Source organism: Spirochaetia bacterium 38H-sp, from assembly GCA_039023545.1.
Lineage (GTDB): Bacteria > Spirochaetota > Spirochaetia > Winmispirales > Winmispiraceae > Rarispira > Rarispira pelagica.
This window is the reverse complement of record JBCHKQ010000002.1, coordinates 169,433-196,207: the sequence shown is the minus strand read 5'-3', so window position 1 is coordinate 196,207 and position 26,775 is coordinate 169,433. Positions and strand designations below refer to the sequence as shown.

Below are 26,775 nucleotides of genomic sequence, written 5' to 3'. Positions count from 1 at the left end.
TACTACTCTGTATAAGTGATGCGCTCCCTCCGTTCGGTATAATTTATTGATAAAGTTTTTCTTTCTGTATCGTGCATGTAATTGTTTTTATGCTATTTGTTCGCATAAATATTTTACTGCTTGTTTCCGTGTCCAATGTTGTCCCTGCAATTATTGTCTTCTTGCCATCCGCATATTCTATTGTTATTGCCGGGATATCTCCTGTCGAGTAGATTACAGGGGTGCCGCAGATTGTAAAGGCAAATCCTCCTTCTGGGATGTTTATCGTTAGTCTTCCTTGGTTACAGATTATGCTAGTGCTTTTTTCTTTTGTGAGCAATTCTTTTGCAGGGAGCAAATAAGGGGAGAATGTTAGCTGTCTGTTCTCTATCTTTATACCGAGTTCTCCTGCTCGTGTTAAAAGCTCTTCTTTTACCTGCCCTGTCATTCCTGGTTGTTGTGCTCCTTTGTGTGCCGGTGTGTGTGAGTAAGGTTCTGTTGGAAAGGCTCCATATGTCTGCGGGTCTTTTGAAAAGCCCAGTCCTGCTCTTATGTCGTGATAGATATCCGCAAGTTTTTTTCTTGTTGTGCCTTCTGCTTTTTCTATATTTTCCTGTACTGCCAAAAGGAGTTTTGATACCATATGCCAGTATATGCTACCAAGCCCTTCGTATGCAAAAAAAGTGCCTGAGCGTCCTGTAAATGATTTGTGGTCAAATGTTTGCTCATATAGTTTTTCTAGCATTTCCAGATCTTGTGCGTAAGCAGAGTATGTTTCTTCCCGCAGTATTTCTTTAAAGGTTTTTTCCAGACATTCTCTGTTTCTAAATTCTGGGTTAAAATGAGCGTAGCCTTTTTTGTCCGGTTCTATGAGTCTGTAGTCATTGTTGGCAAACATCTTTTCTATGATTGGAATCTTTTTTGCTTCTTCTAGAGAGAGTTTGTTCTTCTGCATAAATCGCGGTAGATCTCTATCTGGGTACAACATGTATGAGTGCTGGTCTTCTCTAAAAAGTGCACTGTTTCTGAGTGATTCCAGCACTTCTATACTCTCTTGGGGACTTAACATGCCGGAAGAAAGTATTGCAACTTGTCCTTCTAACATAGGGTAGAGATGTCTGATTCTTGCGCTATCTTTTTCTGTTATAAGCAAATTATATGAATGGTATAGTCCGTCTTCTCTCTTGTTTACTTTGAGGCTGTATTCCACATGTTCCAGGGCTTTGTCTATTAGTTCTAGTATTTCTGTTGTTTTTGCAAGACTGTTTTGGCCAGATAGGCCGTTGTATATGCTTTCTCTGTAAGCTTCTCCTGCTGTCCCTGCAAACTGCATAAAAAGGGCTCTTTCTTTTTCTGCCTGCGTTGTTACGGGATCATATGTGCCAAATATTTCTTTTATCCTGTTAATAAATACCGCAAGCTCGTATGACACCTTATACTCTGTTTTTGTATCTGCAAATATTTTCTTTAAAAATACCAGGTATCTTCTTAGATATGCCAGAGTTACAACGGATATTCCTGCTCCTACAAGTGCGTTGTTTGCGTCGTTCCATTCTGGACGCTGCGTGTTCATCCATATACCGCCGCCAGGGATAAGGTTGGCTAGCTTTGTAAGAGCCAAGATGAGAAGTTTTTCTGCTAGGCTTGTAGTGACTGGCTCTCCTGTTTCGTCAAGTATAAGCCTTCCGTCGCTTCCAAGTTCTTGCTGTTTTTGGATGGTTTTTTTCTGTACATCCCAGTCAAAAACAATAGTGTCCTGAGGATTTTTTAATATTTCTGCATAGGGTTTTATCCTGTAGGGTACATTGGCGTGAGTAAATAGTTTTTGATTGAGCATTGTTGAGAGCTTTCCGGGATTGTATTTGTCATACCATTCCAGAAGTTTTAGGAGATATATTATCTGATGGTCTCCCCAGTATCCAATATTTGCCCAGGGATTGTCCTGCTCAGGAACTTCCCAGTCTATGCCATCATAACTTATTCTGTAGGGGTTATACCCATCCGCTGTTGTAGCATTGAGAAATGTGTGTATAAATGCCTCCAAATATTCTGGATATGATAGAGAAAGTGCTTCCCAGTTCTGAAAAATGTCACGCCAGTTTCCCTGGTAGTTTTTTATCTGTTTGCCGTTTTTATCCTTGATCTCTATGGAAAATCTGTTCCATGGTCTTGATGGATCTCCATGCCTTCTGCTAAAAGACAGAGGGAGATAGCTTGAAGCAAGTCTTGTCATAACCTTGCTGTTAAGATTTTTTATACGATCTATGAGTTCTGTTCTGCTCATCCTTTGCGGCAGGTCTGCAAGAAACTCCTTGTGTATGGAATATTCTTTTTTATTATGAATTGCTACATAGTGGCTAAAGTCGTCTTTATCTATGTCATAGCCATCCATAAATATTCCGCCTCTCATTACATTGTATAGCGTGTTTGCATAGTGATGGCTTGTTGCTTTTTTATCCTCTCCTATCTGTATACCGTCTGCCATTGCTACTATATGCACAAGCTCGTCTGCTGTGGATTTTATATCCTCTTTGAGCTTTTCTTCTGTTGAACTAATATCTTCCAACTCTTCTAGGAGTGTTACTATTTTGCTGTGGGTCATATTGATATCCAGAGCAAAGTACCATTCGCTGCTTTCTTCAAGACTTATGCGTTTCTTTGCAATATATGCACAGCGTTTTCCTCTTATATCTGTTTCTTCTGTAATAGAACTGTCCTGTATAAAATTTTCTACCTTATCAGATGACAACAGAATCAGCTCTGGCTTAAGTGTGGTAAAACAGGTTGTAGCAAAAAGGGCTTCGCTAGGTTCTGCTCTGTCAGTTAGTATGGAGCTCAGGCAGTATATACCAAGATAAGGACTCTCAAGTTCTGATTTTTTATATGCATCAAGAAGACAGCTAAACTCATTCTGCACTTGAGAAGTTGCGCCTGCGGGAAGAATATTTTGCAGTCCGTCCAGAATTTCTATATCTCTTTGTTTTCCTTTACTTGTGTTCCGTATAATGCTGTGTTTGACAAAACCATATTTTGCACTGCTTGTATAGCCGTACATAAAAGAAAGCTCAAGGTCATGATTTATTGTTTCAAAATATATTGCCGTGTTATCCGCAGCCTTGTACAAGTTGTAACTCAAATTATATATATCGTTATATCTTAAGGAAAAAGGCATCCATATCCTTTTTGACTCAATATCCCGTATGACTGTTATGCTGCCTGTATTCTCACTATTATCCCGTATTTTATCTTCTGTATAATATGGAAAAATCGCATTATCTGCGTTTTTTCTACCTGCAGTAAGTCCGCCTTCTGTAGACAAAAAGCACCATACGTCGCTACTGGAAGCCAACGCCATAAAAAAAGGCTGCATGTTCTTATAATTTTCTATCACGTAGTATTCTTTGTTATTAATTTTACAAAATTTGCCTTTTACCAAATTTGTCATGGTAACTCCTGTATCTTTTTGTTAACGATAACAATATTATCGTTCTTTTATCTCTGTTTGTCAAGTTGTCATAAAAAAAATCCGCTTTATATTGACATGTTTTACATTATAGTTTATATTACGCTCAACTTAAGGGGGCGTAGCGAAGCTGGTTATCGCGCCGGCCTGTCAAGCCGGAGATCGCGGGTTCAAGTCCCGTCGCTCCCGACCCCCCAGATGGGGGGATTTTTTTTTATCGGGCTGTAGCGCAGAGGCTAGCGCGCTTGGTTCGGGACCAAGAGGCCGCGGGTTCAAATCCCGCCAGCCCGACTCCAAGTCTTTATTCTTGATTATACAGTACTGTATATAAATCTCTTCTTAGTTTTTTTATATTTTATACCGAACGCACGGGATTCGCTGTGCTCTTCCCGTGCTGCTTTTTGCAGTAGCAAACATGACAGGTGGGTTTCCTCTTTATATGCCGAAGGCAGGCTTTCCCGTACCAGTCTTTTTGTGCTTCTTTGTGTGCGGGAAAGCCGTTCGGTATTATTTTTTTGCGTATTTTCTCATATTTTCCAAATTTGCCGTAAAGATAAGGAAAAGTATTTGACAAAGGAAATTGATAGAAATATAATTCAACTAGTATAAGCGTTGGCAAAAGGAGCATAAGGATGAAACGAGGGATTTACCTCTCCATTATGATGTTGCTTCTCCTGGTTTTTATTGCGGGAGTTGCGGCTGACGAGATTACAGAGAATCTTCAGGCACGAGTGATTGAGACTTTTGATGATCCTACCGGGCAGGAGCCCAATTCTCATGCCTGGATAGCAATTGGTAGTAAGTATGCCACTGTTGAGGAGACCGATCAGGGGACTATTGAGTATCCTCAGATTGCTTTTGTAGAGACTGTTCCGGAAGAACTGGCAAAGATGTTAGATACCCCGGAGGGGAAGACTCTCAGGGCTCTGGGTGTGCACGGTAAGTTTGATCTTAAGGGATATAATTATGTCGAGCTTGTTCCCGTAAAAGAGGAGAATGGCCAGTTTGTTCCTTCTCCCATAACTTTGCCTGGCAGAGTTCAGCAGTTGGATCTATGGGTATGGGGTTCCAATCATAATTATACTCTTGAGGCTCATATCCAGGATTACACCGGAAGGGTACATGTGCTCGATTTTGGGTCTATCAAGTTTAAGGGTTGGAAGAATCTGAGGGTTATTTTCCCGGGATATATTCAGCAGGCTGTGCAGTATGTTCCTGCTCTCAAACAGCTTTCCCTGTTAAAGCTGGTTATATGGACTACTCCCGAGGAAAAGGTCGATGATTTTTATGTGTACATCGATCATATAAAGATTCTTACAGACCTTTATGAGTCCGGTTTTGACGGTGAGCTTCTTGGTAATCCTGATAAGGTTAAGGAGCTCTGGCAGAATGCACCGGCTCCGGGAAAATAAGGAGATAGACGATGAAGAGATTAATCATAGTTTTTGCTATTGTTTGTTTTGTGATACCTGTTTTTGCTCAAAATCTTGACGGGATTGATCCCAGCAAGCTTGGTACTGATACTGCTCAGCAGAAGCTGCAGGAGATTTCTGTTGATAAGTTTGAGAATCCGGGGTTCTGGTCTGTTTATATGCCTCTAGACCAGGGGCTTGTATCTATGCGTAGGTTTGAGGGCGCTCCCAAGGACAAGCAGCCTATCCAGGCAGAGCAAGACGCTGGTATTTCGGAGCCTGATAAGTTTGTTCTTGGTGTAAAGGCCTCTTTCTTTCATAGAGGTCCTGCAGAGATTCTTATAAAGCCGTCCAGACCCATAGCTGTTGAGGGTATCGTTAAGACTCTCTCTGTATGGGTAATAGGAAGAAACTTTAATCATGTTCTTAAGGTTTGGCTTGAGGATGCCTTTGGCAATACTGCTATCCTTACGATGGGTAAGCTTAATTTTACTGGCTGGAAACGCCTTACTGTTCCTTTGCCCACAACACTTGTACAGCAGGATTCTCACTATGGCCAAAAGTCAGGGATAAGAATCAAGGGCTTTATAATAGAAGCTGATATGATGGAGACTTACGGAAGATATTATGTATATTTTGATGATTTACGGGCTATTACAGATCTCTTCCCAATAGAAGTAAGGGATGAGGATGACATGGCTGATAATTGGTGATTGGATTGTTACAGGGCTGCGTTGGCAGCCCTTTTTTATTATAGTTTGAATAGCGTTTTAAAATTATTTATTATTTGTGTTTCAATAGAAGTCCTTTTTATCTTTAGCTTATCAGATATAAAATCCATTATATAAGCTGTATTTAACGGGGTGTTTGGTTTCCCCCTCACGGGCAGGGGAGAAAGAAAAGGCGAGTCTGTTTCTATAAGTATTCTGTCTTGGGGTATTTTCTTTAACACATCCGTAAGATATGTATTATTTTTATAGGTTATGTTTCCTGCAAAGGATATGTAAAAACCCATATCAAGAAGAGTCTTTGCTTGTTTATAATTGCCGGAAAAACAGTGGGCAATCCCCCCGGATGATAATTTTGCCTCTTTGAGGCAGATAAATACATCTTCAAAGGAATCCCGTATGTGTAATATTACAGGCTTTCTATGTTTTTCTGCCAGCAGAAGCTGCTTTTTAAACAGTTTTTTTTGTTTTTCTTTTGTTCCGTAGTTATGATAATAGTCCAGTCCTATTTCTCCAATGGCCAGGATTTTTTCTGTTGATAGCTGGTTTTCTAGTTCTTCCAATATAATATCATAGTTTTCCGTACAGAATGACGGGTATATCCCGCTTGCATAGTAGATATATGGTTGAGTATTACATATGTTTTTTATAATTTGTATTTCTGTTGGATGTGTGGCAATGGCAATAGCATATTTTGTATCCATCCTTTGCATCTCAGAGAAAATAGCTGTCATATTTAATCCTTTTTCTTGCATGATAACAGGATGGAAATGTGAGTCTATAAGCATATCTGCTCCTTTATCTTGACTTACTCAAGTCAAGTATGTATAGTAAATAACACATGCCGAAGTGGTGGAATTGGTAGACACAGGGGACTTAAAATCCCCTGGTCCGTAAGGACCGTACCGGTTCAAGTCCGGTCTTCGGCATGTTTCCATTTTATATCATATCCTTCTTTTATGATTTCCATAATATGGTCTGTTACTTTTTTGTCCAGTTCCAATAGAGGGTATCTATAGATTTCATGGGGATAAAGCAGTTTTGTTTTATCATGATCCGTGCTAGAAATATCTTTTTTTGTCAGTTTTAAAAAAAAAGAATATAAAACGATTTTTCCCTGCATGCTTATATCAAAAAGAAGCGGATAGTTTGCATCTATATCAAGTTCTTCTTTTATCTCTCTTATTATGGCAATATCTGGATTTTCTTTTCCTTCTAGCTTTCCGCCGGGAAATTCCCACACTCCTTTATGTTTTCCGTAGTTTCTTCTTGCTATTAGGATTCTACCCTGCGGGTCTATAAGTATTGCAGCGCTTACTTTCTTGCATCCGCTGCAAGAAAGGTTATGAATTTCAATTTTTTTGTTATTAAAAGTAGCATAATCCCATATATTTCTTACTCCACTTTTTAAGGTATATCTTTTATTTTCTATATAAATAACAGGTGTAAAAATCATCTTCACGATGATGTGGTATTTTGTTATGTATTGTCAATATTCTTTGTATACATTTGATTTTTTTCTTCTATCTATTAAACTTATATTAGTATGGAAAATATATGCGAGAAAAAAGATCTAGAAAGAATAATAGAAGTCCTCACAATGGCAGCTAGAGGAGAGTTTGGCTACAGATGTGGAGAAGTTTCTCCCTATTATAAGGATCTTGCCGATGCCGTTGATTCTGTTATTGATGTTCTTTCTAGTTCCGGTGTCGGTAAAATCAATAACGCTACAGTCTGGCAGTTTTCCAAGAAGATTTTTGAGCATCTTAATGAAGCTATCATTTTTATAAGAACCTCAGAGGAAGGAGATGAGCTTCTAGGGTATAATCGTGCTTTTGTCAAGCTGTTTTCTTCTGAGGATAGAAACAGTCTAAGAATAGATATAAAGGATAGAGAAATAGGTGCTCTAAGAGAGCTCAAAGAGTTTTACAGGTTGTTGCATGAGGTTAGGGAAGGACAGACTGCTGTTTATGCTGAGGTATATTATGATAAGATAAATAAATGGCTAAAGATTTCTGTCTTTCCTGTCAATGAAGCATTGGTAGGAGCTGTTTTTGAAGATATCTCTTACAGAAAGGAAACAGAAAATCGTCTTAAAAGCGCTCTAAGAATGGCAGAATCTTCCAATAAGGACCTTGAGTACTTTGCCTATATTGCTTCTCATGATCTAAGAGAACCTCTTAGAAAGGTGAGCGCTTTTGCAGATCTCCTTGTAGAGGAAGCCGGAGATAAGCTTCCAGACGATGCAAAGTTCTATCTTGACAGAATAGTATCCGCAACGGACAGGATGCAAACTCTTATAGAGGATCTTCTCGTATATTCTAGAATAACCACTCGAGGGGGAGATTTTGTTGCTGTCAATCTTATGGATATTTTGGCAGATGTACAGGACAGCCTCTCTATGCTTATAAAAGAGTCCAATGCTATCATAACAGTAGAAGAAGAGTTGCCTGTCATAGAAGCCGATCCTTCTCAACTAAGGCAGCTTTTTCAGAATCTGATTGCCAATTCTATTAGATACAAGAATCCTGAGAAAAATCCGGTAATAACAATAAAGACCTCTAATTCGGAAGATAAAAATATGCTCAGGATTGATTTTTCTGATAATGGCATGGGCTTTGACGAAAAATATAAAGATAGGATTTTTAAGATTTTTCAGAGGTTGAGCAGTAAATCGGATAAGTCTGGAACCGGTATAGGTCTTGCGGTATGTAAACGTATAGTCGAAAGGCATAACGGCTATATTGATGTCATCAGCAAAGAAGGTAGAGGAACCACTTTTTCCATTTATTTGCCTTTTAAAATAAATTAGTTAAAGGGAGATTTTATGAAAGAGGAACTTGTCAGAATTGTTTATGCCGATGATGATGAAGAGGATATACTTCTTATGCAAAAGGCTTTGGAAAAAGCTCGAGTTGCAAATCCTATAGATATAGTACGTGATGGTGAGGAGTTGCTTGAATATTTAAGGTGTGAGGGTAGGTATGAGCATCTTAAAGGCAAAAAAAAACCTGGACTTATACTTCTTGATCTTAATATGCCCAGACTTGACGGAAGAGAGGCATTGGAGATAATTAAGAAGGATGCTAATCTCAAGCGTATTCCTGTTGTTGTCCTTACAACTTCCAAAGCTGAGGAGGATATACTGCGTACTTATGATCTGGGGGTTAATTCTTTTATAAAAAAGCCGATTTCTTTTTCCTCACTTGTAGAGATAGTAATAAATCTTAGTAATTACTGGTTTGAGATTGTGGAGTTGCCTTGAATAATATAATAAAGAAAAACAGTATAAACAGTAGCGTTATGAGGCTTGTATGTTATTAGAGAGGATAAAAATATTATATATAGAAGATGATGACGAGGATATTATTCTTATAAAAAAACTTCTCGAGCGAGAACCTTCTTTTAAGTCAAGGCTTTATAATGCCAGCAGTATAGAAGAGGGAGAAGCTCTAATACTGGAGAAGAATCCTGATGTGATAATCCTTGACTTAAATCTTCCTGATGCATCCGGATTGGCAGGGCTTAAAACTATTATAGAAGGATTTCCTAATATCCCTGTTATTGTTATGACTGGTTTTGATGACGACAATACAGGAGATGATGCAGTGAGGGCAGGTGCTCAAGATTATCTTGTAAAGGGTAAGTTTACTTCCGGAGAGCTTGTAAAAACAATAAGGTATTCTATACAGAGATTTTCTCTCTATAAAAAAATACAGGAGCTTGCGATAGAAGATCCGCTTACAGGGCTATTAAATCGACGAGGTTTTGAGATACATTTTAATGCACAGAGAAGAATTGCAAGAAGAAGAGGAGAAATCCTCTCCATATTTTTTATGGATATGGATAATCTCAAGGTAATAAATGATACTTATGGACATTCAGAAGGGGACAGGGCTTTAAAACTTATTGCTGGCGTTTTACAGAGGGTTTTTAGAGATTCTGATTTTATTGCCAGATTTGGGGGAGATGAATTTATTATTATGACTGTTGGAAGGGATATGTCAAAAACGGATTCCAAGATAAATACTCTGAGAGTAGAATTGCATAAGGAATCTGCAAAAAGAGGTTTTCATATCCCTGTGGAAGTAAGCGCCGGAATAGCAATATGCAGACCAGAGGATGATATGGATCTTGACAGCCTTGTGAAGGCTGCTGATTCCAGTATGTATAACGATAAAAAGATAAGAAAAAAAATGAAATCCGTAAGAGAAAGAGATAAATAAAAGTCAGTTTTATTACTCAGAAAATCTTTTCTTAAGGTCTGCAAACAGCTTGTCAACTTCTTCTTCTGTCATTTCTTGTGATGGTTCTTCGCTTGTTATAAGGTGTTGAGGCATTTCTTCCAGAAATGGAGATGGCGTTTGCTCTTTTTCTTCTCTCATTATTTTTCTTTTTTTACAGGTTGTCAGGTACAGTTTTTGTTTTGCACGTGTGATTGCAACATAAAACAATCTTCTTTCTTCTTCTATGTTTGAAGGATCGTCTTCTATTGCTCTCTGATGTGGTATTATGCCATCTTCTACTCCGGCAAGAAAAACATGGTCAAATTCCAGGCCTTTTGCAGCATGGATTGTCATCAGGTTGACCTTGCCTTTCTCGGATTCTTCTGTATTATCCTCTCTGCTTGAGAGGCTAATCTTGGTAAGATATGACCACAGGTTTGGATTGAGATTGTCTGGGTCTTTTTCCCAGCGTTCTATCAGGTCTGTAAAGAGCATTATGTTCTGGTATTTATATCTGGCTATGTTATCGTTGTCTCTGTATTCTCCCAGTAAATATTCAAAATAATTGATGTCATCTATGAGTTCTCTTATTGTTTCTGCAATTGAGCCTGTATTGTTGAGTCTGTAGTTATAATCTTCTATTATTGCCATAAACTCATCAAGTGTTTTCTTTATGGTGTTAGATACCGGGCTGTCCTCTGCATATCGTATGGAACTTATTGCGGAATATATGGAAATTCCTTGTTCTGTTGCGATGTCTCCTATGTGTTGTATGGTTTGTCTTCCAATACCACGTTTTGGTGTGTTTATTATTCTCAGGATGCTTATATCATCATCCGGATTTAATATAGCTCTCAAATATGCTATTATGTCCTTTACTTCTTTTCTTTCAAAAAAACTTTTACCACCGGATAGTTTATAGGGTACGTTGTTCTGAAGAAGTGTGTTCTCAAGTGTTGCCATGAGGTTGTTGGTTCTTACAAGAACACCTATCTGATGATATGCTGCTCGTTCTTTTAATACTATTGTTCTTATGTGTTCTGCTATAAACTCGGCTTCTTTTTTTTCGTCATCCACAAATATCAGCTGAATTTTATTATTGTCTTCTTTTCCTGTCCAGAGTTTTTTGTCTTTCCTGTTGGTGTTATGTGATATAAGGTGGTTTGCTGCTTCCAATATTGTCTGTACTGATCTGTAGTTTTGTTCTAGTTTTATTTCTACTCTTTCGGGAAAGTCTTTTTCAAAGAGCATTATGTTTTGATAGTTGGCTCCCCTCCATGAGTATATCGATTGGTCATCATCTCCTACGACACAGATGTTTCTGTTCTTTTCTGCTAGCTGTTTTATAAAGTTGTATTGTAGAATTGATGTATCCTGGAACTCATCTATCATTATGTATTTGTACCTGTTTCTGTATTCTTCCAGTATATTGGGTTGTTCCGAAAAAAGTTTGTTGGGTAGTACTATTAGGTCATCAAAGTCTACGGCATGGTATGCTTTGAGATGTGCCTGATACTCCAGAAACACTTGTTGATATACTTCGTTTTCTTCTGTCCACTGTATGCGGTCTGTTTTTATGCCTGATATTATATTTTTTATAAGGCCTATGTTTAATAGCTCAGGATGCAGGTTGGTTTCTTTTGCACACTGTTTTATGAGTTCTGTCTGGTCTTGAGTGTCGTATATGCTAAAATTGGGTCTGTATCCCAGATGATGTATTTTTTCTCTCAGTATTTGCGCACCAAAGCTGTGAAACGTGCTTACTGTGAGGTTTGTAAGTTTTTTCCCCGTAAGTTGTCTAACTCTCTCCCACATTTCTTTTGCGGCTTTGTTGGTAAAGGTAAGTGCAAGTATGTTTTTCTGCGGTATGTGGGAGTCTAGCATGTATGATATTCTGTATGTTATGACTCTTGTTTTCCCGCTTCCCGCACCTGCTATTATGAGTACGGGGCCCTGTATTGTTGTTACTGCCTGATATTGTTCTGGGTTGAGTTCTTTTTTATAGTCTATCATATGCTATTTTTTTATAAAGATTTGTAAGATTTCTATTCCGCTCAGTGTTACTGCTGTAACTATTATTCCTGATATTGTTACTCCTAATGTGGTTGCAGGAATTGTTTTTTTTAATGGTATTCCCAGTACCCAAGCACCTAGTGTGCCTGTGTATGCACCTGTTATTGGCAGGGGTATTGCTACAAATATCATTATTCCCCACATTCCGTATTTTTCTACTTTTGGGGCAAGTTTTTTTCTTGCTTTTTCCAGTGTTTTTTCTGCAAAGTTTTTATAGAAGGTCAGTTTTAGCATTAGTTTGTGTATTGTAGATAAGAATATAAATGTTATAGGTGCAACTAGGGAGTTTAGTAGAACGCAGTATATGTATGCTGTCCATGGTGTTATTCCTCGTGCTATGGCAAAAGGGATTGCTCCTCTAAGTTCTGATATGGGTGCCAGAGCAAGAATCGCTGTTATAACAAGTGTTGTTGTCATTGTTTCTCCTGTGTTTTATATAAGTGTACGTATTTTATCTTTTTTTTGCAGGTGCCTGTGTCTCTTCTGTCTTTTCTATTATGCAAAAATATATTGGTCCTGCTCCTTTGTTTTTATCAGGGAGTATGTGATATCCGTATTCTGTTTTTTCTATGAGTTGCAGTTTTATCTGTTTTGGTATGTCTGTTGTATTCTGCAGCTCCAATATTCTGAGTTTTTTTCCGTGTTTTTTTATTAGTTTTTCTATTGTTTTGTCGTTTTCCAATGGTGAGAGTGCACATGTAGAGTAGACTATGTATCCGCCTTTTGCAAGTGCCATAAATGCTGATGATAGTATTGCGTATTGTTTTATTGCAAGGTTTTTACTTCGACTCTTTGTCCATTTCTTTAGTTCTTTAGGATTCTTTATGAGGTGGGCTTCCGATGAGCATGGTACGTCCACAAGTATTCTGTCATATGTGTTTTGTTGATATAATCCCCATTTTTCTGCGTCTCTGCATGTTGTGTGTATGTTTTTCCTTAGTTCTTCCGGGAGGTGTTCTGATAGTACTTTGTCTAGTCTTGCTTTTCTTGCGGGGGATTTTTCGTTAGCGGTCAGAGTTCCTGTTCCGTTAAGTCTTTCTGCTATGAGCAGTGTTTTCCCTCCAGGTGCTGCGCACATGTCCAGAATGTTGTTTCCCTGTTGTATGTTGAGTGCTATCACAGGGTATGCCGATGCTTTGTCAATGTAATATTCTTTTTTCCCTATTTTTATAGGATAGTAGTTCTCCAGTGTTTTTATTGCGCTTTCTAATTTTTCCCAGCGCTGGTGGTATAGTTCTCTGTAATATGTATAAAATTCTTGTTCTGCTGTCTTTTTGTTTTTTGCCATTTTTGCTGATTTTATAGTGTTGTCTCTTTTGTTGCAAGGCTAGTGAATGCTTCTGTTTTCTTTATTTATTTGCCGAAGGCAGGCGAATCCGTTGCTGTTTACTTGTTATCTGCGGATTCGCCGTTCGGTATTATCGGGATATTTAACTTGACCTATGTTGTGTGTTAAGGCATACTGTATTTGTGTGACTTTTACAGGGGGTGTATATGAGTCCTCATCCGTTTAAGGGCAGGACAGTAGCTACTGTGCGTGATTTGAGCAGAGATGAGCAGTTTTATATGTATTCCAAGGCTATGGAGTTTAAGAGGCGTTTTGAGAGTGGAGAGGATTTGTCCGATTTTAGGATTGTTGACAGGGGTATGAATGTTTATTTGCTTTTTCTTGAGGATAGTACGCGGACAAAGGAGTCTTTCCGTAATGCTGCTTCTTTTCATGATATTGTTGTAAATGATTTTAATGTAATGACTTCTTCTTTTAACAAGAAGGAGAGTATAACTGATACTGTTAAGATGCTCGTGGGTTATAATCGCTCCAGCATTATTGTAACTCGTTCTAGGCAGGAGGGGCTTTGTCGTTGGCTTGAGCAGGTTATGTCCGAGTATGCGTCATCCGTAGGCCGGGATTTGCCTGTTTTCATTAATGGGGGAGATGGTAAGCATGAGCATCCTACACAAGAGTTTCTGGATGAGTTTTCTTTTCTTGAGCATCAGGGCTGGGATAGATCGCACATACATGTGGCGCTTGTTGGCGACTTGTTCCACGGAAGGACAGTGCATTCTAAAGTGGATGGACTTGGGGTTTTTGACAGCGTTAAGGTTGATTTGATTGCTCCTTCTGATATTGCTATGCCAGAACATTATGTAAAACGCATGTGCGAGGCCGGCTTTGATGTGCGACAGTTTCCTTCTATAGATGCTTATCTTTCTCAGAAAGATGTAGCTACCATCTGGTATTTTACCCGCCTACAGCTGGAAAGAATGGGGGAGCATGTTCTTGAGAAAGAAGAAGAATTGCGCTCTGCAGTTACTTTTGCAGAAAAATATATTGATTTGCTTCCTCCTGGAACCCGCTTTTATCATCCTCTCCCCAGACACAGAGAAAGACCTACGATACCACACTTTCTTGACCATCTTCCACTCAACGGTTGGGACCGCCAATCGATAAATGGCTTTTATACCCGCACAATCCTTCTGGCAATGCTTGCAGGCAAACTGGGTGACGATTTTGAGGGACAAACAAGGGAGCTGCCTAGATTTGACGATGATTTTGTAGTAGAAGTGCCCGTTGTTGCAAGAAAAAAACCGGAGTACAAAGTAGGCATAAAACCCGTAGAAAAAGGCATTGTTATCGACCACATTGGCATGGGTAGAAGCCCGGCCGATATATGGAGCCACATTGACAAAATTAGACGTATTCTAAACCTCAACCGTATAAGCTCCCACGGCGTTTACCAGTCACTTCGGACAGGCGAGCACAAGGGCATAATCTCTCTGCCGGACATGGACTTCTTTGATGCAAAACACATAAAAATGCTAGGTGCAATTGCACCAGGCTGCACAGTAAACATCATATCAGACTCACGAGTCATAAAAAAATTCAGAATAAAGATGCCGCCGCGCATATACAACCTGGACGAAATCTCCTGTAAAAACGAGGATTGCATATCCAATCCAGCTCTGCACGAGCACGTAATACCAGAGTTTTACCGTTCTACAAGTGACCTTTTTATCTGTAAGTTTTGCGAAAAACCTCACAGCTATGACACAATATGGAAATAGCCCGAACGGCTTCGTCCGTGCTCTCTGCTGTAAACCCAAGGGGCAAAGCACGGACAAAGCCTGCCTGTGGCACATAATAAAAATACAGCGTAAAAGCGACCATATAGATAACTATTTTGCGAGGACTACATTTATAAGAGCAGCTAGATACGCATATAGAGACTTATCACTGGACCGCCTACAGCTCCACAGACAGCACCATAAACTCCTCCATACAGAACAGAACCAAGGACAGTGGTTCCTAGAAGCTGCAGAGGATAAAAAGTGCTATTATCAAAGTTAAAATTAATCGTACCTGTCAGCTCACCAATAATAAAGAGCGGAAGATAAGCAGAAAAAGCAATAATAACCCCATCCACAGCACCCCAGAAAATGCCCTGTAGAAAACCCATAAAAAGATACGAACAGTTTTTTGTGACATTGACAGCAGCCCACTGAGTAGAAAAATATCCCACAAAAGCAGCGATAAAAACAGGAGGGATTGTCGTTAGAGCAATGGCACCGTCAAATCCTCTGTCATAGATAGTAAGCCACATATTAATCATACCAGCCGCAGTCCCTGCCGCAGCACCTACCCATGCGGAAGAAGAACGCACATTACTTAGCCTCTCATTATAAAGCTCATCAGAAGAAAAATCACTAGCCATTACGGATAGCCCTGTAAAAAAAATAGGATTACAAAAAGTTCCCGTCTCATAAACACCTCCGGGAACATAATCTACATATAATTATAACATTATACTGCTATAAAGTGGAGAAAAAATAGAAATATTACTTTGTCTGTCTATCTCTTTCTAAACCAGCGTATTATTTTCTTCCAGAGCCTTTTAAACCATAATTTTAGACGAGTGAAGAAAGAAGGATTTTGAAGAGAATTTAGAAGTAGATACCCGTCAGTTTCCTCCTGCAGGTTGAGCTGTTTTCTGGTTGTATTTTCTTCTATCTCAAGCTGAGTCTTCTGTGCCTCATCCTCCAGAGAAAGAACCTTAACCTCTATTTTTTTCCATCCCAGCTCTTTTGCAGCCATAAGCCTTCTATAGCCAGCAATGAGTTCAAAATCGCGATTGATGATTATAGGATGCAACAAGCCAAATCTCTGCAAACTTTCTTTGAGAGGAGTTATATCTCCGATATCCTTTCTTATCCTGGCTGGAATGTATATCTTTTCTATATCAACCTGCATACTCTAATAATATAAAATTATAGGCTGTTGGTGAAGATAAAAAACATAAATTTTAATCTAATAAAGGATTATAATCAGGATTATCATCCGGTAACGTATTTCCCGCGTTATCCTTGCCCTCAACACTTCCTTCTAATATAGCCTTTAATTCTGGATCCAGCTCAAGCCCGAGGCTATCCGGACTTGTATCAAGCGACAAATCCTCTTCTATTACAGAGTTGAGAATCTTTTGTTCTGTTATCTCATTTCGTTCTTTCTGAAACTCTACAATTTTATCGAATTCCTTAGGTTCTGTACCAGCAATAAATACCTCTTCTCTTATTTTATCTTCCGGATATCCGGGAGGAGGTAAAAGACCATGCTCCGTAACCTTTACTTTTACGATACCTTTTGTGGGCATCTTAAAATCCTTGGGAGGGAGATTTTCATGTATTGCCTTCATGTATTTTGCCCAAACAGGACCTGTTGTTACTGCACCTGTCTGATTGACTCCAAGAGAATGTCCCTGCTGGTCAAAGCCAAACCATACAGCAGTCGTATAGTACGGAGAGAACCCAACTGTCCATACATCCGACCAGTTCTGTGTAGTACCTGTTTTACCGGCCATAGGCATATTGAATCCGCCAACCAGACTTCTCGCATATCTGAGAGTGCCAGATTCCACGGTGGTCTGAAGCAAACTTGTCATTATATATGCAGTTTGAGGGCTTATTACATATATACTATCACCTTTTTTCTTCTGAGATTCTCTAAGTTCTTTTTCTGGTTCCCAGATTATCTTTCCTGACCTGTCCTCCACATATCTTATTGCAACAGGATTAACTTCCTTTCCCTGATTTGCAAAAATTGCATATGCTCTTGCCATCTGTATCGGACTTACACTGATAATACCAAGCCCAAGAGGATATTTTCTTGGGAAGGTCTTTGCAATTTCTACAGGGTCATCGATACCAAGAAGTTTGCTTGCTCTATCTATAGCCGCATCAAAACCCACTGCATCCAGTACTTTTATAGAGGGGACGTTCATAGAATGAGAAAGAGCAGTTCTTACTGTCACATAACCTTTCCATTCTCCACGATAGTTAAGAGGCTTGTAAGGCGTTCCGTCATCGTTCCAAAATACTACAGGTCCGTCATATATGAGTGTTGCTGGTGTAAATTTCTTACTGCTGATAGCTGCGGAATAATATATAGGTTTAAAAGATGATCCTGGCTGGACTTTAGCCTGTACTGCTCTGTTAAACTGATTGAGAGGACCGAATTTACTTCCACCTATCATAGCTACTATATAACCAGTATCATTTTCTAGAGTTATCAGTGCACCTTCTACTGAATTTTTTTTCTGTTCTTGCAGAATCTTCTGGTTCTTGTCTTCTATAAGCTTGCCCATGTTTTCCAGATTAAATAATCCTGCGGTTGTCTCCAGGAGAGGCAATAATTCTTTAGTAGCATATTTTTTTGCCTTGATACGCCTTCTGGTCTCTCCCGAGGAAAGTTTTGGCATATCAAAACTTATGGCAAGCATATCGAGTATGGGGATAAACTTCTCTTCTGTGCTTATATTTGCAGTAGATTGATTTCTTTTAAATTTCTTGTTTGCTAGCTCCAGCCCTTCTGTAAAATATTCTTCTGCAAGTTTTTGGTAATCCAAATTTAATGTAGTGTGAATTGTGAAACCATCTTTGTATATATTAAATGTTCCCAGAAGCTTTTGTTCTAGTTGCTGTCTCACATATTCCGAAAAATAGGGAGCTTTATCCTGTTTTTCTACAAATACAGAGCTGTTCTGAGTTCTGGTGTAATTGAAATTTTTCCAGAAATTATCATACGATTGTTTTGCTTCTTCTTTTGTTATGTATCCCAGTTTTGCCATTTCTTCCAGGACAGCCCATTGTCGTAGTTTTGCTCTCTCCGGATGATTGATAGGAGAGTTGTAGCCAGGGCTTGATAACTGTACTACGAGTACAGCTGACTCTGCTAGGGTTAAATCTTTTGCGGAATGACCAAAGTAAAACTGAGATGCAGCCTCAACGCCATATGTACCATGTCCAAGATATACAGTATTCAAATATATTTCCAATATTTCATCTTTGGTCAAATTCCTTTCTAGCTGAAAGGCCCACCAAAGCTCTCTGAGCTTTCTTGATAAGCTAAACTCGTTTCTATCTGCATATAGAGTACCAGCAACCTGCTGTGTTATTGTGCTTCCTCCTGATACATATCTTCCCAGAACGATATTTATAAGAGCACGCATAGTGTTTTTAAAGCTAAATCCGTTATGATGGTAGAATTCCTGATCTTCTCTGGTGAGAAGAGCATATATAAGATGTTTGGGTAATTTATCTATGGATACAAGTTCTCTTTTTTGCTCGGAGAAATATTCTGTTATTAGCTTGTCATTTTTATCCAGAAGCTTGCTAGATAAAGAAATATTTGTTTTACCTACATCTTCAAATGTTTCTATATTTATGGTCTGAGCAAGAGAAATACCGAGTGCGGTTCCGATTCCTATAGCCCACAAAATTAAGAAATAAAGCAGTATCTTGAGTAGTCCGGTCTTTTTTATTTTAGCCATAGATAAATTAAAGTATGTTTATACTCTGTCTTTGTCAAGTATATAAAAAAAGGTCAGCCATGGTGGCTGACCTTTCGGCTAGTCGGTAAATCATAGTGTCTGGGAGGGGAACTATAGACATTACCGACACAGTAATTATCGTTATAAAAACAATTTTGTTTAACAATAATTACAAAAAATTATTCTTCTTGAATAACTATATCCATTATCATATTGATATTATAAGTCTTATTATCGCTTATTTCAAATTCTCTTGTTATTGAGAAATCTCCGAGCTTTATAATAATAGAATGCTTGCCTTTTTTTATGGGAATAAGATTGTTATAAAAATCTTCTAGAGGTTTTCCGTCCAAAATAATCATGGCTATATCAGGAGCCTGTATAAAGAGGGTTGGATATTCCTTTTTTATTTCTATATCCAAAGTGGTGCTTTTTCCGCTTTCTATTGCAAAGGTTTTTTCTATATCAGAGAAAGAAGGACCTGTTATTCTTACAGAATGCAGCCCTTCTTCCAACAATATAGGATTATTATCATACTTTACAGGTTTTCCATCGATTTCTATTATTGAATGAATCCTTTCTGCAGGAGAAAGTCCTTTTAACCTTAGGTCTAGATATCCCTTGTTTCCCATAAGCGGTCTTATATGCACTATAAAGTTTTGTTTTTCTATATTGGCAGGCAGTCCCTTGGTTGCAGGATAGAGAATAAGTGCAACAGGGAAAGAATTGGTATCTACTACAGCAGTGGGGAATATCCCCAAGCCTTTGCTGCTTTCCTGATCGCTTTCAAAAGGGATTATTATTGTTATATCATCTCCGACAGGAAGGAGTTTAAAGAAAAATCTATCTGCCGTATAGGTGAGGATATTTTCTTGGGGAGCAGGTTTTATGTTATTATATATTGCCGCTGCAATACCCTGTATATTTCTCAAAAGAGACGGCATGGTTATTTTTATTTCTATTCCTGATAGCATGTTTATGTTATCAGGAAGTCTTATAACAAGTGCTTCTTCCAGTTTGATGATTGTCTCAACAGGAGTATTTTTATCAATAACGATTATATTAGTTTTTAATGTTCTTAGACTATCAGCATAGATGTTAAGAGATGCTATAGCCATAAGAATAAAAATCAATGTTTTTTTCATTTTTTTATAACCTGAAGAGGGTCTTTCCATCCTATTCCGGTTTTTATGCCGAAATGTAAATGCGGACCTGTCGTTTTACCTGTCATACCGACAGTTCCTATTACGGTATCTGTCTTTACTTCTTGATTTCTCCTTACAAATATTTCTCCAAGGTGTGCATATAGGGTTTTATATCCGTTTTGATGTTCTATGATTATATATAACCCTAAAACAGAATCTTTTCCAGTAGTTTCCACTATTCCTCTTTGAGCCGGATACACTTTTGTGCCGACGGGAGCTGCCACATCAATCCCATGATGAAAAGAGTTTCCTCCTGTAAAAGGATCTAATCTATGGCCAAAAAAGCTTGTTATCTTTGCGTTTTCTATGGGAAATCTAAAGAAAACTCCCAAGAAATAAAGCCTTTCCATAGGAGTAAATATATCATTTGGGAAAAAAGCAAATTTTTCTTTATTCTTATTTCTGATTATGGTTATTTCTTCTCCTGATGTTTCTCTTTCTCGTTTTTTAAGATATCTTTCCAATTCGTTTTGTTCCTTTTCCGGTATAAATAAACCGTTCTTATTTGGTATTATTATTTCTCCTAGACTCGACAACTCTTCCGGATGCTGTATATGGTTGAGACTGGCTATGGTGTCATAGCTTATGTTTATTATGGATGAGATATCTATAAGGCTTTCTTCCGGCTTTGGTGTGTAAGTAAAGAAGACAAGAGCAGGGGAATCGACGGCTTTTTGATATATTGACTTATAAAAAAGCTCAATATCTGCTTCCAACTGTTTAAACACAGGGTCCTCTGAGGAAAGTTCTTTTATAATAGGATACTGTGCATATGCACTGCATATGATTGTAAGTGAAAAAAGAGCAGCATAATAAATATTCTTTTTTGTGATTATCACCTTTCCTGCTTTTTTCTTATTATTTTTTTTATAAACATATATATTATAATACCTGTTGTTAATATGACTACAGAGGCAGAAAATATCCTGGGAGACTTAGAGGCTGCAAACCAAAGTCCGTAGGATATTATAAAGGCTATGATTATAAGTCCAACGGCAAGCATTATAACATCAAGAACCGTTTTGCTTATTCTTTTTAAAGATTTTTTTAGCTGTTTCATCTGTCACTCCGAAGTAGGATATTTTTCTCTTAGATTTATGAGCCAAGATAGCTCTTTTTTTCTGTCTATTTCTTCTGCCGTATTTATACATCTTTCTAGAGCCTTTGATATAAGGAGATTATTTTCTAGCTGCAGATATATCATAAGTGATCTTTTATAGTATATATATGCAGTTTCTTTATCTTCCTGTTTATAGTAGAGAGAGCCCAGAGCCAAGAGTGTATTGGCTATGCCAGGGCTGTTTTCTGCCTTTTTATCGTTATCAAGAGATATATTTAGATTTTCTATGGCCTCTGCTATGTCTCCTTTTCTGGAATAGACTGCGGCAATTATGTAATAAGAAGATGCCAGTCCTGTAAAGTTTTTTTCTTTCTTATCAATTTCTATCGATGTATTTGCATATTCCAGTGCTTTTTCGTAGTTGCCTGTATTTTTTTCTATCATTGCTAGGGTGTTAAAAACCATAGAGGTTTTTAACGGCAGTTTCTTTTCTGCATCAGGATAAGAGCTTAAAGCTGCCAAGAGGATTTTTTTTGCCTCTTCATACTTACCCTGATATGTGAGTAGCTGTCCTTTTGCCGCACGGTACTCAAAAGTAACATCTGCTTCTTCTGTAAGGCTCAGCCATTCTTCAGCTCTGGCAAGGTAGTCTTCTGCAGCATTTTTTTTGCCTTGAGCTATGGAGTTTTGCATCAGTGCAATATAGCTTTTTATCACTCCCGAGATGTTATCTACGAGCAGATTACTCTCTAAAGCCTGCAGAAAAAAATCCTCTGCTTTGGAATAAAATCCCTGGTTATAATGTTTCCAGCCGTAAGTCAGATATTCTGCTGCTCTATTTCTTGTATCATATATACCGTCAGGTTTATCAGGAGTAGAAGAACAGGAAATAAGAGGTAAAATAACAGTAAAAACAAATCCTGATAAACATACCTTTTTTATCATATTCATTTAAAACTCCTCATCTCTTATCGCATCAAGCCGTGTTTCCTGTGTTTGTTCTTCTGGCACACCACCCCGTATCAGAGGGTTATTTCTAACTCCTTCTAGAACTTCTTTTCCCTTTTTTATTGCGTCTTTACCTTCTTCCAATATACCACTTATCTGGGGTCTGGAATCCTTTAGAAATTCTGTAAGGGTTTTTATGTTTTCCATGCTTTCCTGCAGGCTATTTAAAGTTGTATTTATCTTGTTATATAGTTCCATATTGTCGTTTAAAATTTTTGCAAGAGAGCCTTCTGCACCAAGAAGCCGAGGAATAATTCCGTATGCGTTTGATAAGTCGTCCGATAGGGTCTTAAGATTTTCCGACATGAGTGCGACATTTTTTAAAGCCTGCCCAAGAGCGATTTGAGAATTGCCTTTGAGTCCGCTGTCAACTGTATTTAACGTGCTGTTAAGGGATACAAGAACCTTGTCCAGGTTTTTTAGTATTGGCTCTATCTGTGCCAACAGTCTGTTTATTGCATCCGTGCCTGGCGGTACATCAACCAATCCGCTTTCTACCAGTTTTTGTCCATCTTCAAAATCAAGAGAAGGAATGTAATTTCCTTCCGGGATAGGTGGACTTTCTTCTTTGCCCTGATAAAAAACAATTCCGCCTCCCAATCCCAGAGGATTGCTTAGCAGAGCAAGTACGGAATGCTGATATACTTTGTTGTAAAATCTGTCTTCTATATAAAAAGAAACCTTTACACGATTGTCTTCGTCTAGGGTTACATCTGTGACCTTGCCTATTGCAAAACCTTTAAAGTTTATGCCCATGCCGTTTTTTATTCCGTTTGCACTTGCAAAATAGGTAAAGAACTTATAGTTCTTGGCAAACCAGCGTTGATTGATGCCAAGGAACACAACCACTACAACCATTGCAGCCAGTGCAGCTATGAGAAAAAAACCTACTACCTGCGATGCAAACCTTATTCTAAACTTCATAATAAGCTCCTTCAGTCATCTATGTCATCTCCGAGCATGGACAGTATATCCTTATCATAAGTAGATGCAAGGCTGAGTACGTCGGACAGCGCTTCTATTGTATCCGGATTATCGCTTCTTATCACAGTATCAAAATCTCCTGTTTCTACTATCCTTCCTTCTTTTAAAACTATAAGAAAATCCGCAAGCTTGGAGCAAATTGCCGGATCATTGGTAGAAATAACCATAGTAGCTTTATTTTTATAGTTCCTGAGATAGTTGATAATTCTTTCGGAGACTGCAGCATCAACGGAGCTTGTAGGCTCGTCCATAAACAGAATTTTAGGTTCCTGGAGTATTGCGCGCATAAAGGATATTATCTTTCTTTCTCCAATCGATATCTGAGCGGGCCTCAAAACAAGGTCATCATCAAATAAAAACTCATTGCACAATTTTTCTATCTTTTTATCTATATCCTCTTTCTCTGTATTTTTACTGGAAAAACTGTAGGGTAGTGTAAGATTTTGATACAAACTCATGTTTGCCCATAGAGCAGCATCCTGAAACACAAAAGCGGTATTTCTCATTGTTTTAAGAAGCTTGGTATGAGATAAGCGGCTTATGTTACGGCCTTTATATATAACCTCTCCCTCGCTTATTTCGCACAAGCCTGCCATTACTTTGAGTAGTGTGGACTTTCCGGAGCCAGACAGTCCCATTATTACGGATGTTTTACCAGCAGGAACAGATATATTTATATCCTTTAGGATAGTGAATCCGTCCAGAGATAAGACAAAAACATTTTTTAATTTTATGATATCCGTATTCATAAATAATACACCAATGTTATTGCTGCATCTGCAATTATGCAGTACACAAATCCCTTTCCCACAGCTTTTATGGCAACCTGAGGAATCTCGGTTGTAGACCGATTAACCTGAAAACCAGAGTAGGTTCCCACTAGGGCTATTATTGCACCAAACACCCCGCTTTTTACAAAAGAAGCAATTATATCCTGAGGTCTGAGGTTGAGCAGCAGATTATGAAAATACTCCAGGAAAGGAATCGGATGAATGATTACTGTAACAAAATAAGAGCCCAAAAGACCAAAAATGTTGAAATAAATATTAAGAAACACAACGGAGATGATTGCTCCCAAAAAACGCGGCACTACAATGTAAGAAATAGGGTCTATGCCAAAGGACATATAGGCTTCTATTTCGTGTGATACAACCATTCCTCCTATTTCCGTCGCCATTGCTGTACCGGAGCGTGCTGTAACAATAAAAGCGGTAAGTATGGGTCCTAGTTCTCTGGTAATTACTGTTATTAGTATTGGATAAACAAGGTCTCCCTGTCCAAATTGTGGCAAAAGGGAAACACCTTGTATTATTATCATTGCTCCTATGCCAAGTGATAAAACAGATATTACACTTAGAGCTTCCACTCCTGTAAATAGAATTTGCATCACCATCACTCTAAAGGCATCGTTTCTTTTCTGTAAAAAAGAAAGAGAGGACTTGAGCACAAAAGCCGTATAGCCAAGAGCATAGAGCATGTTGCCCACTGCATTTATAAGTCTGTTTCCAAGTCTCTCAAAAAGGGACATCATCCTACAACTCCCTCAAAATACGACAAATGCCACAATATAAAATACTTACAACACTTTTAGCTATACACTTATACCTACAAGCCTTTCTACAAGCTCCATGGCCATAGAGTCTTTTATTCTCATGTTACAGCATGTATTACCCAGTTCGGCATTCCTTCTGCCCTTACCGTGAAAATCGGAACCTGCGGAAACCATGAGCCTCAGGCTTTGTGCAACAGAGCAAAAAAACTCTGCCTCACTCTCTCTATGTGAAGTATGATAAGCCTCAATCCCATCCAATCCTGCTTCTTTATAAAAGCGCAGCCTATTTATAAAATCCTCGGGAGAAAGCCTCAGTGTAACAGGATGAGCCATAACAGCCACACCATCTGCCGCGTGGACAGCAGAAACAGCTTCCTCAAAACTGGCAGCAACCTTTGGTTCGTAAAAAGGTTTGCCATATATCAAATACTCCTGCATAGCCTCGGAAACAGAGGCCGCAAGCCCTCGTTCCACAAGGACGTTTGCAATATGCGGTCTTGTGATTACCCCTCTTGCGGCAATTTCTTCTATAGAAATGGGAATCCCTGCAGAATCCAACTTATCCAGAATCCTGTTGTTGCGTCTCACTCTTTCTTCTCTCATCCTTTCTATAAGCCCTAGGAGTTCTGGACAATCCTCATCAATCCCTAATCCCAGAAGATGAAACTCACCGCCATCGTACTCAACCTCAAGCTCAATCCCTGGTATGAGAGTTATCCCCAGCTCTGATGCAGCGCACATAGCCGGTTCTATCCCCTCGTAGCTGTCATGGTCTGTTACTGCAAGCAAATCCAGCTTTCTTTTTGCAGCATAGGCTACCAGTTCTTCTGGGGAAAGCTCACCATCCGACACTGTGCTATGTGCATGAAAATCAAAAAAACGTTCTTTCATCAAAAAGAGTCTAATATAAAAAAAATCATTTCTCAATACGCAGAAATAAAATAAATCGAACGCACAGACCGCCAAGCGGTCTGTGCTGCCTCCTGGCGGAAGAAAACTTGGATGTTTGGATTTTTTCTTTATGTGCCGCAGGCAGGCAGAAACGCTTTTTGCTTTTCTCTTTATCTTATCCTGTGCGGTTCTGCCGTTCGGTATAAAAAATAAAATGTGATATATTTTAAAAAAAAGGGAAAATTTTGTTATAAAATTATACTTGATTTTCTTGTGCTTAGGCTTTACAGTCAAAAAAGGAGAAAAAAATGCCTCGCAGCATGAATTACAAAAAGGGTTCTATAATATACTTTGAGGGTGATGTAGGCGATAAAATTTATGTTCTTCAAAAAGGGGTTATCGATCTTGCGTCCACTGACATTGAGACGGGGCAGGAGATACATGAGCGTGTGGGGCGTGGTGAGTTTTTCGGTGTAAAATCCGCTCTGGGGCATTTCCCCAGAGAAGAGACTGTAAGTGTTCTATCCGATGCATATGTTCTCATCTTTACCATAGAAGAATTTGAAGAGTTTCTTGCCAGAAATCCGCGTATTCTTATCAAGATGTTGCAGGTTTTTTCCATGCAGCTTAGACGCATACACAAGAGAGTGCAAGGTCTGCTTGCAGTTGCAGAGGAGGTCAATCCGGAAGAGGGGCTCTTTGTCATATGCAAGTATTATATGGAAAAACAAAAATATCCTCAGGCTTTGTATGCACTAAGGCGCTATAAAGAGTACTATCCCTCCGGTATGCATATAGGTGATGTAGAGGCTTTTATAAAAAAAGCTGAGCTGTTAGCACAGAGGGGTAGAAGGGCGGCTACAGATGATACTGAGGAGATGCCGGATGTGTCAGAGCATAAGCCCATAAAGCTTACTTCTCAAGAAGAGATCTTTTATGATGCACAGAGCCTTATGGGGCAAGAGAAATATCAGGAAGCTCTTGATAAGTTTAAAGAGCTTGCAAAGAATGCAAATGATGCGGATATGGTTAAGAAGGCTCTTTTTGAAATTGGCCGCTGTCTCTGCTTTTTAAAAAACTACGATGCTTGTATCAAGCATTTTACATCGTTTGTTCAGAAATATGGCAACAGCAAAGAGGTTCCTGATGCACTTTTCCATATTGGACAGAGCTATGAGGGCAAAGGAGACAAGACAAAAGCCAGCTCCTTTTATAAAAAAATTCTAAGCATGGTGCAGCCTTCTTTGCCAATAGCAAGAAAAAGCAAACAGGCTCTCAGAGAAATAGAAGAAAGTATTTAAAATAATTTTATTGATAGAAATTAATAGCATTTTAAAATATAATTATTGTATAAAAAAACAGGAGACGGT

Annotated in this window: 24 protein-coding genes and 3 tRNA genes; 10 read left to right on the top strand and 17 right to left on the bottom strand. The window is 38.6% G+C overall.

What is annotated here, in order from left to right; translation table 11 throughout:
* Window positions 1-43 precede the first annotated feature (43 nt).
* Complete coding sequence (locus tag WKV44_04785; GenBank protein ID MEM5947852.1) at window positions 44-3,424, bottom strand: hypothetical protein; 3,381 nt, start codon at window positions 3,422-3,424, stop codon at window positions 44-46.
* A gap of 133 nt (window positions 3,425-3,557) precedes the next feature.
* Between WKV44_04785 and WKV44_04780 the strand changes: the two genes are divergently transcribed.
* The 4 genes from WKV44_04780 (at window position 3,558) to WKV44_04765 (ending at window position 5,567) form a co-directional block, all read left to right on the top strand.
* Window positions 3,558-3,631: transfer RNA gene (locus WKV44_04780), tRNA-Asp, on the top strand.
* 29 nt (window positions 3,632-3,660) lie between these two features.
* Window positions 3,661-3,733: transfer RNA gene (locus WKV44_04775), tRNA-Pro, on the top strand.
* A gap of 341 nt (window positions 3,734-4,074) precedes the next feature.
* Window positions 4,075-4,854 carry a flagellar filament outer layer protein FlaA gene (locus WKV44_04770; GenBank protein MEM5947851.1) on the top strand — a complete coding sequence of 260 codons (780 nt, stop codon included), beginning with the start codon at window positions 4,075-4,077 and terminating at the stop codon, window positions 4,852-4,854.
* An 11-nt stretch (window positions 4,855-4,865) separates the two neighbouring features.
* The gene (locus WKV44_04765; GenBank protein ID MEM5947850.1) at window positions 4,866-5,567 is read left to right on the top strand and encodes a flagellar filament outer layer protein FlaA; all 702 of its coding nucleotides are present in this window, start codon (window positions 4,866-4,868) and stop codon (window positions 5,565-5,567) included.
* A gap of 38 nt (window positions 5,568-5,605) precedes the next feature.
* Here the strand turns inward: WKV44_04765 and WKV44_04760 are convergent, their stop codons facing one another.
* Entirely contained in the window at window positions 5,606-6,370 is a 765-nt protein-coding gene (locus WKV44_04760; protein MEM5947849.1) for a TatD family hydrolase, read from the bottom strand.
* A 55-nt stretch (window positions 6,371-6,425) separates the two neighbouring features.
* Between WKV44_04760 and WKV44_04755 the strand changes: the two genes are divergently transcribed.
* Window positions 6,426-6,511 (top strand) — tRNA-Leu (locus tag WKV44_04755).
* Here WKV44_04755 and WKV44_04750 read toward each other — a convergent pair.
* Entirely contained in the window at window positions 6,493-7,038 is a 546-nt protein-coding gene (locus WKV44_04750) for an NUDIX domain-containing protein (protein ID MEM5947848.1), read from the bottom strand. The two genes, WKV44_04755 and WKV44_04750, sit on opposite strands and share 19 nt — an antisense overlap.
* A 90-nt stretch (window positions 7,039-7,128) precedes the next feature.
* Between WKV44_04750 and WKV44_04745 the strand changes: the two genes are divergently transcribed.
* From WKV44_04745 to WKV44_04735, 3 genes are read left to right on the top strand one after another with little or no spacing between them, the layout of a single operon-like run.
* Window positions 7,129-8,394: an ATP-binding protein gene (locus tag WKV44_04745; GenBank protein MEM5947847.1), complete on the top strand. Its 1,266-nt coding sequence runs from the start codon at window positions 7,129-7,131 to the stop codon at window positions 8,392-8,394.
* 15 nt (window positions 8,395-8,409) lie between these two features.
* A complete protein-coding gene (locus WKV44_04740; GenBank protein ID MEM5947846.1) occupies window positions 8,410-8,847 on the top strand; it encodes a response regulator in 438 nt (145 codons plus the stop codon).
* Window positions 8,848-8,896: 49 nt separating this feature from the next.
* Window positions 8,897-9,808 carry a diguanylate cyclase gene (locus WKV44_04735; GenBank protein ID MEM5947845.1) on the top strand — a complete coding sequence of 304 codons (912 nt, stop codon included), beginning with the start codon at window positions 8,897-8,899 and terminating at the stop codon, window positions 9,806-9,808.
* Between the two features lie 12 nt (window positions 9,809-9,820).
* On the opposite strand, the gene WKV44_04730 is transcribed toward WKV44_04735, so the two are convergent.
* The 3 genes from WKV44_04730 to WKV44_04720 are packed head-to-tail and all read right to left on the bottom strand — an operon-like array spanning window position 9,821 to window position 13,169.
* The gene (locus WKV44_04730) at window positions 9,821-11,821 is read right to left on the bottom strand and encodes a UvrD-helicase domain-containing protein (GenBank protein ID MEM5947844.1); all 2,001 of its coding nucleotides are present in this window, start codon (window positions 11,819-11,821) and stop codon (window positions 9,821-9,823) included.
* A 3-nt stretch (window positions 11,822-11,824) separates the two neighbouring features.
* Window positions 11,825-12,298 carry a small multi-drug export protein gene (locus WKV44_04725; protein MEM5947843.1) on the bottom strand — a complete coding sequence of 158 codons (474 nt, stop codon included), beginning with the start codon at window positions 12,296-12,298 and terminating at the stop codon, window positions 11,825-11,827.
* Between the two features lie 34 nt (window positions 12,299-12,332).
* Window positions 12,333-13,169, bottom strand: coding sequence for an RsmB/NOP family class I SAM-dependent RNA methyltransferase (locus tag WKV44_04720; GenBank protein MEM5947842.1), 837 nt, complete (start codon window positions 13,167-13,169; stop codon window positions 12,333-12,335).
* Between the two features lie 206 nt (window positions 13,170-13,375).
* Here WKV44_04720 and pyrB point away from each other — a divergent pair, with 206 nt between their 5' ends.
* The gene (gene pyrB / locus WKV44_04715; GenBank protein MEM5947841.1) at window positions 13,376-14,947 is read left to right on the top strand and encodes an aspartate carbamoyltransferase; all 1,572 of its coding nucleotides are present in this window, start codon (window positions 13,376-13,378) and stop codon (window positions 14,945-14,947) included.
* A gap of 143 nt (window positions 14,948-15,090) precedes the next feature.
* On the opposite strand, the gene WKV44_04710 is transcribed toward pyrB, so the two are convergent.
* The 11 genes from WKV44_04710 to WKV44_04660 form a co-directional block, all read right to left on the bottom strand.
* Window positions 15,091-15,594: a hypothetical protein gene (locus WKV44_04710; protein ID MEM5947840.1), complete on the bottom strand. Its 504-nt coding sequence runs from the start codon at window positions 15,592-15,594 to the stop codon at window positions 15,091-15,093.
* Between the two features lie 137 nt (window positions 15,595-15,731).
* Complete coding sequence (locus WKV44_04705; GenBank protein ID MEM5947839.1) at window positions 15,732-16,130, bottom strand: ParB N-terminal domain-containing protein; 399 nt, start codon at window positions 16,128-16,130, stop codon at window positions 15,732-15,734.
* 52 nt (window positions 16,131-16,182) lie between these two features.
* Window positions 16,183-18,705: a PBP1A family penicillin-binding protein gene (locus WKV44_04700; GenBank protein ID MEM5947838.1), complete on the bottom strand. Its 2,523-nt coding sequence runs from the start codon at window positions 18,703-18,705 to the stop codon at window positions 16,183-16,185.
* A 179-nt stretch (window positions 18,706-18,884) separates the two neighbouring features.
* Entirely contained in the window at window positions 18,885-19,850 is a 966-nt protein-coding gene (locus WKV44_04695; protein ID MEM5947837.1) for a hypothetical protein, read from the bottom strand.
* Complete coding sequence (locus WKV44_04690; GenBank protein MEM5947836.1) at window positions 19,847-20,749, bottom strand: M23 family metallopeptidase; 903 nt, start codon at window positions 20,747-20,749, stop codon at window positions 19,847-19,849. The genes WKV44_04695 and WKV44_04690 overlap by 4 nt, the downstream gene beginning before the upstream one ends.
* Window positions 20,746-20,970 (bottom strand): hypothetical protein, encoded by a 225-nt coding sequence (locus WKV44_04685; protein MEM5947835.1) that lies wholly within the window; start codon window positions 20,968-20,970, stop codon window positions 20,746-20,748. Before WKV44_04685 ends, WKV44_04690 begins: the two co-directional genes overlap by 4 nt.
* A gap of 3 nt (window positions 20,971-20,973) precedes the next feature.
* Window positions 20,974-21,921: a tetratricopeptide repeat protein gene (locus tag WKV44_04680; GenBank protein MEM5947834.1), complete on the bottom strand. Its 948-nt coding sequence runs from the start codon at window positions 21,919-21,921 to the stop codon at window positions 20,974-20,976.
* The gene (locus WKV44_04675; GenBank protein ID MEM5947833.1) at window positions 21,922-22,902 is read right to left on the bottom strand and encodes an MlaD family protein; all 981 of its coding nucleotides are present in this window, start codon (window positions 22,900-22,902) and stop codon (window positions 21,922-21,924) included.
* Window positions 22,903-22,913: 11 nt separating this feature from the next.
* Window positions 22,914-23,711 carry an ATP-binding cassette domain-containing protein gene (locus tag WKV44_04670; GenBank protein ID MEM5947832.1) on the bottom strand — a complete coding sequence of 266 codons (798 nt, stop codon included), beginning with the start codon at window positions 23,709-23,711 and terminating at the stop codon, window positions 22,914-22,916.
* On the bottom strand, window positions 23,708-24,493 hold the full coding sequence (locus WKV44_04665) for an ABC transporter permease (protein MEM5947831.1): 786 nt from the start codon (window positions 24,491-24,493) through the stop codon (window positions 23,708-23,710). Before WKV44_04665 ends, WKV44_04670 begins: the two co-directional genes overlap by 4 nt.
* A gap of 60 nt (window positions 24,494-24,553) precedes the next feature.
* Entirely contained in the window at window positions 24,554-25,405 is an 852-nt protein-coding gene (locus WKV44_04660; protein MEM5947830.1) for a PHP domain-containing protein, read from the bottom strand.
* Window positions 25,406-25,725: 320 nt separating this feature from the next.
* Here WKV44_04660 and WKV44_04655 point away from each other — a divergent pair, with 320 nt between their 5' ends.
* Window positions 25,726-26,706 carry a cyclic nucleotide-binding domain-containing protein gene (locus tag WKV44_04655; GenBank protein MEM5947829.1) on the top strand — a complete coding sequence of 327 codons (981 nt, stop codon included), beginning with the start codon at window positions 25,726-25,728 and terminating at the stop codon, window positions 26,704-26,706.
* The last annotated feature ends 69 nt before the right edge of the window (window positions 26,707-26,775 follow it).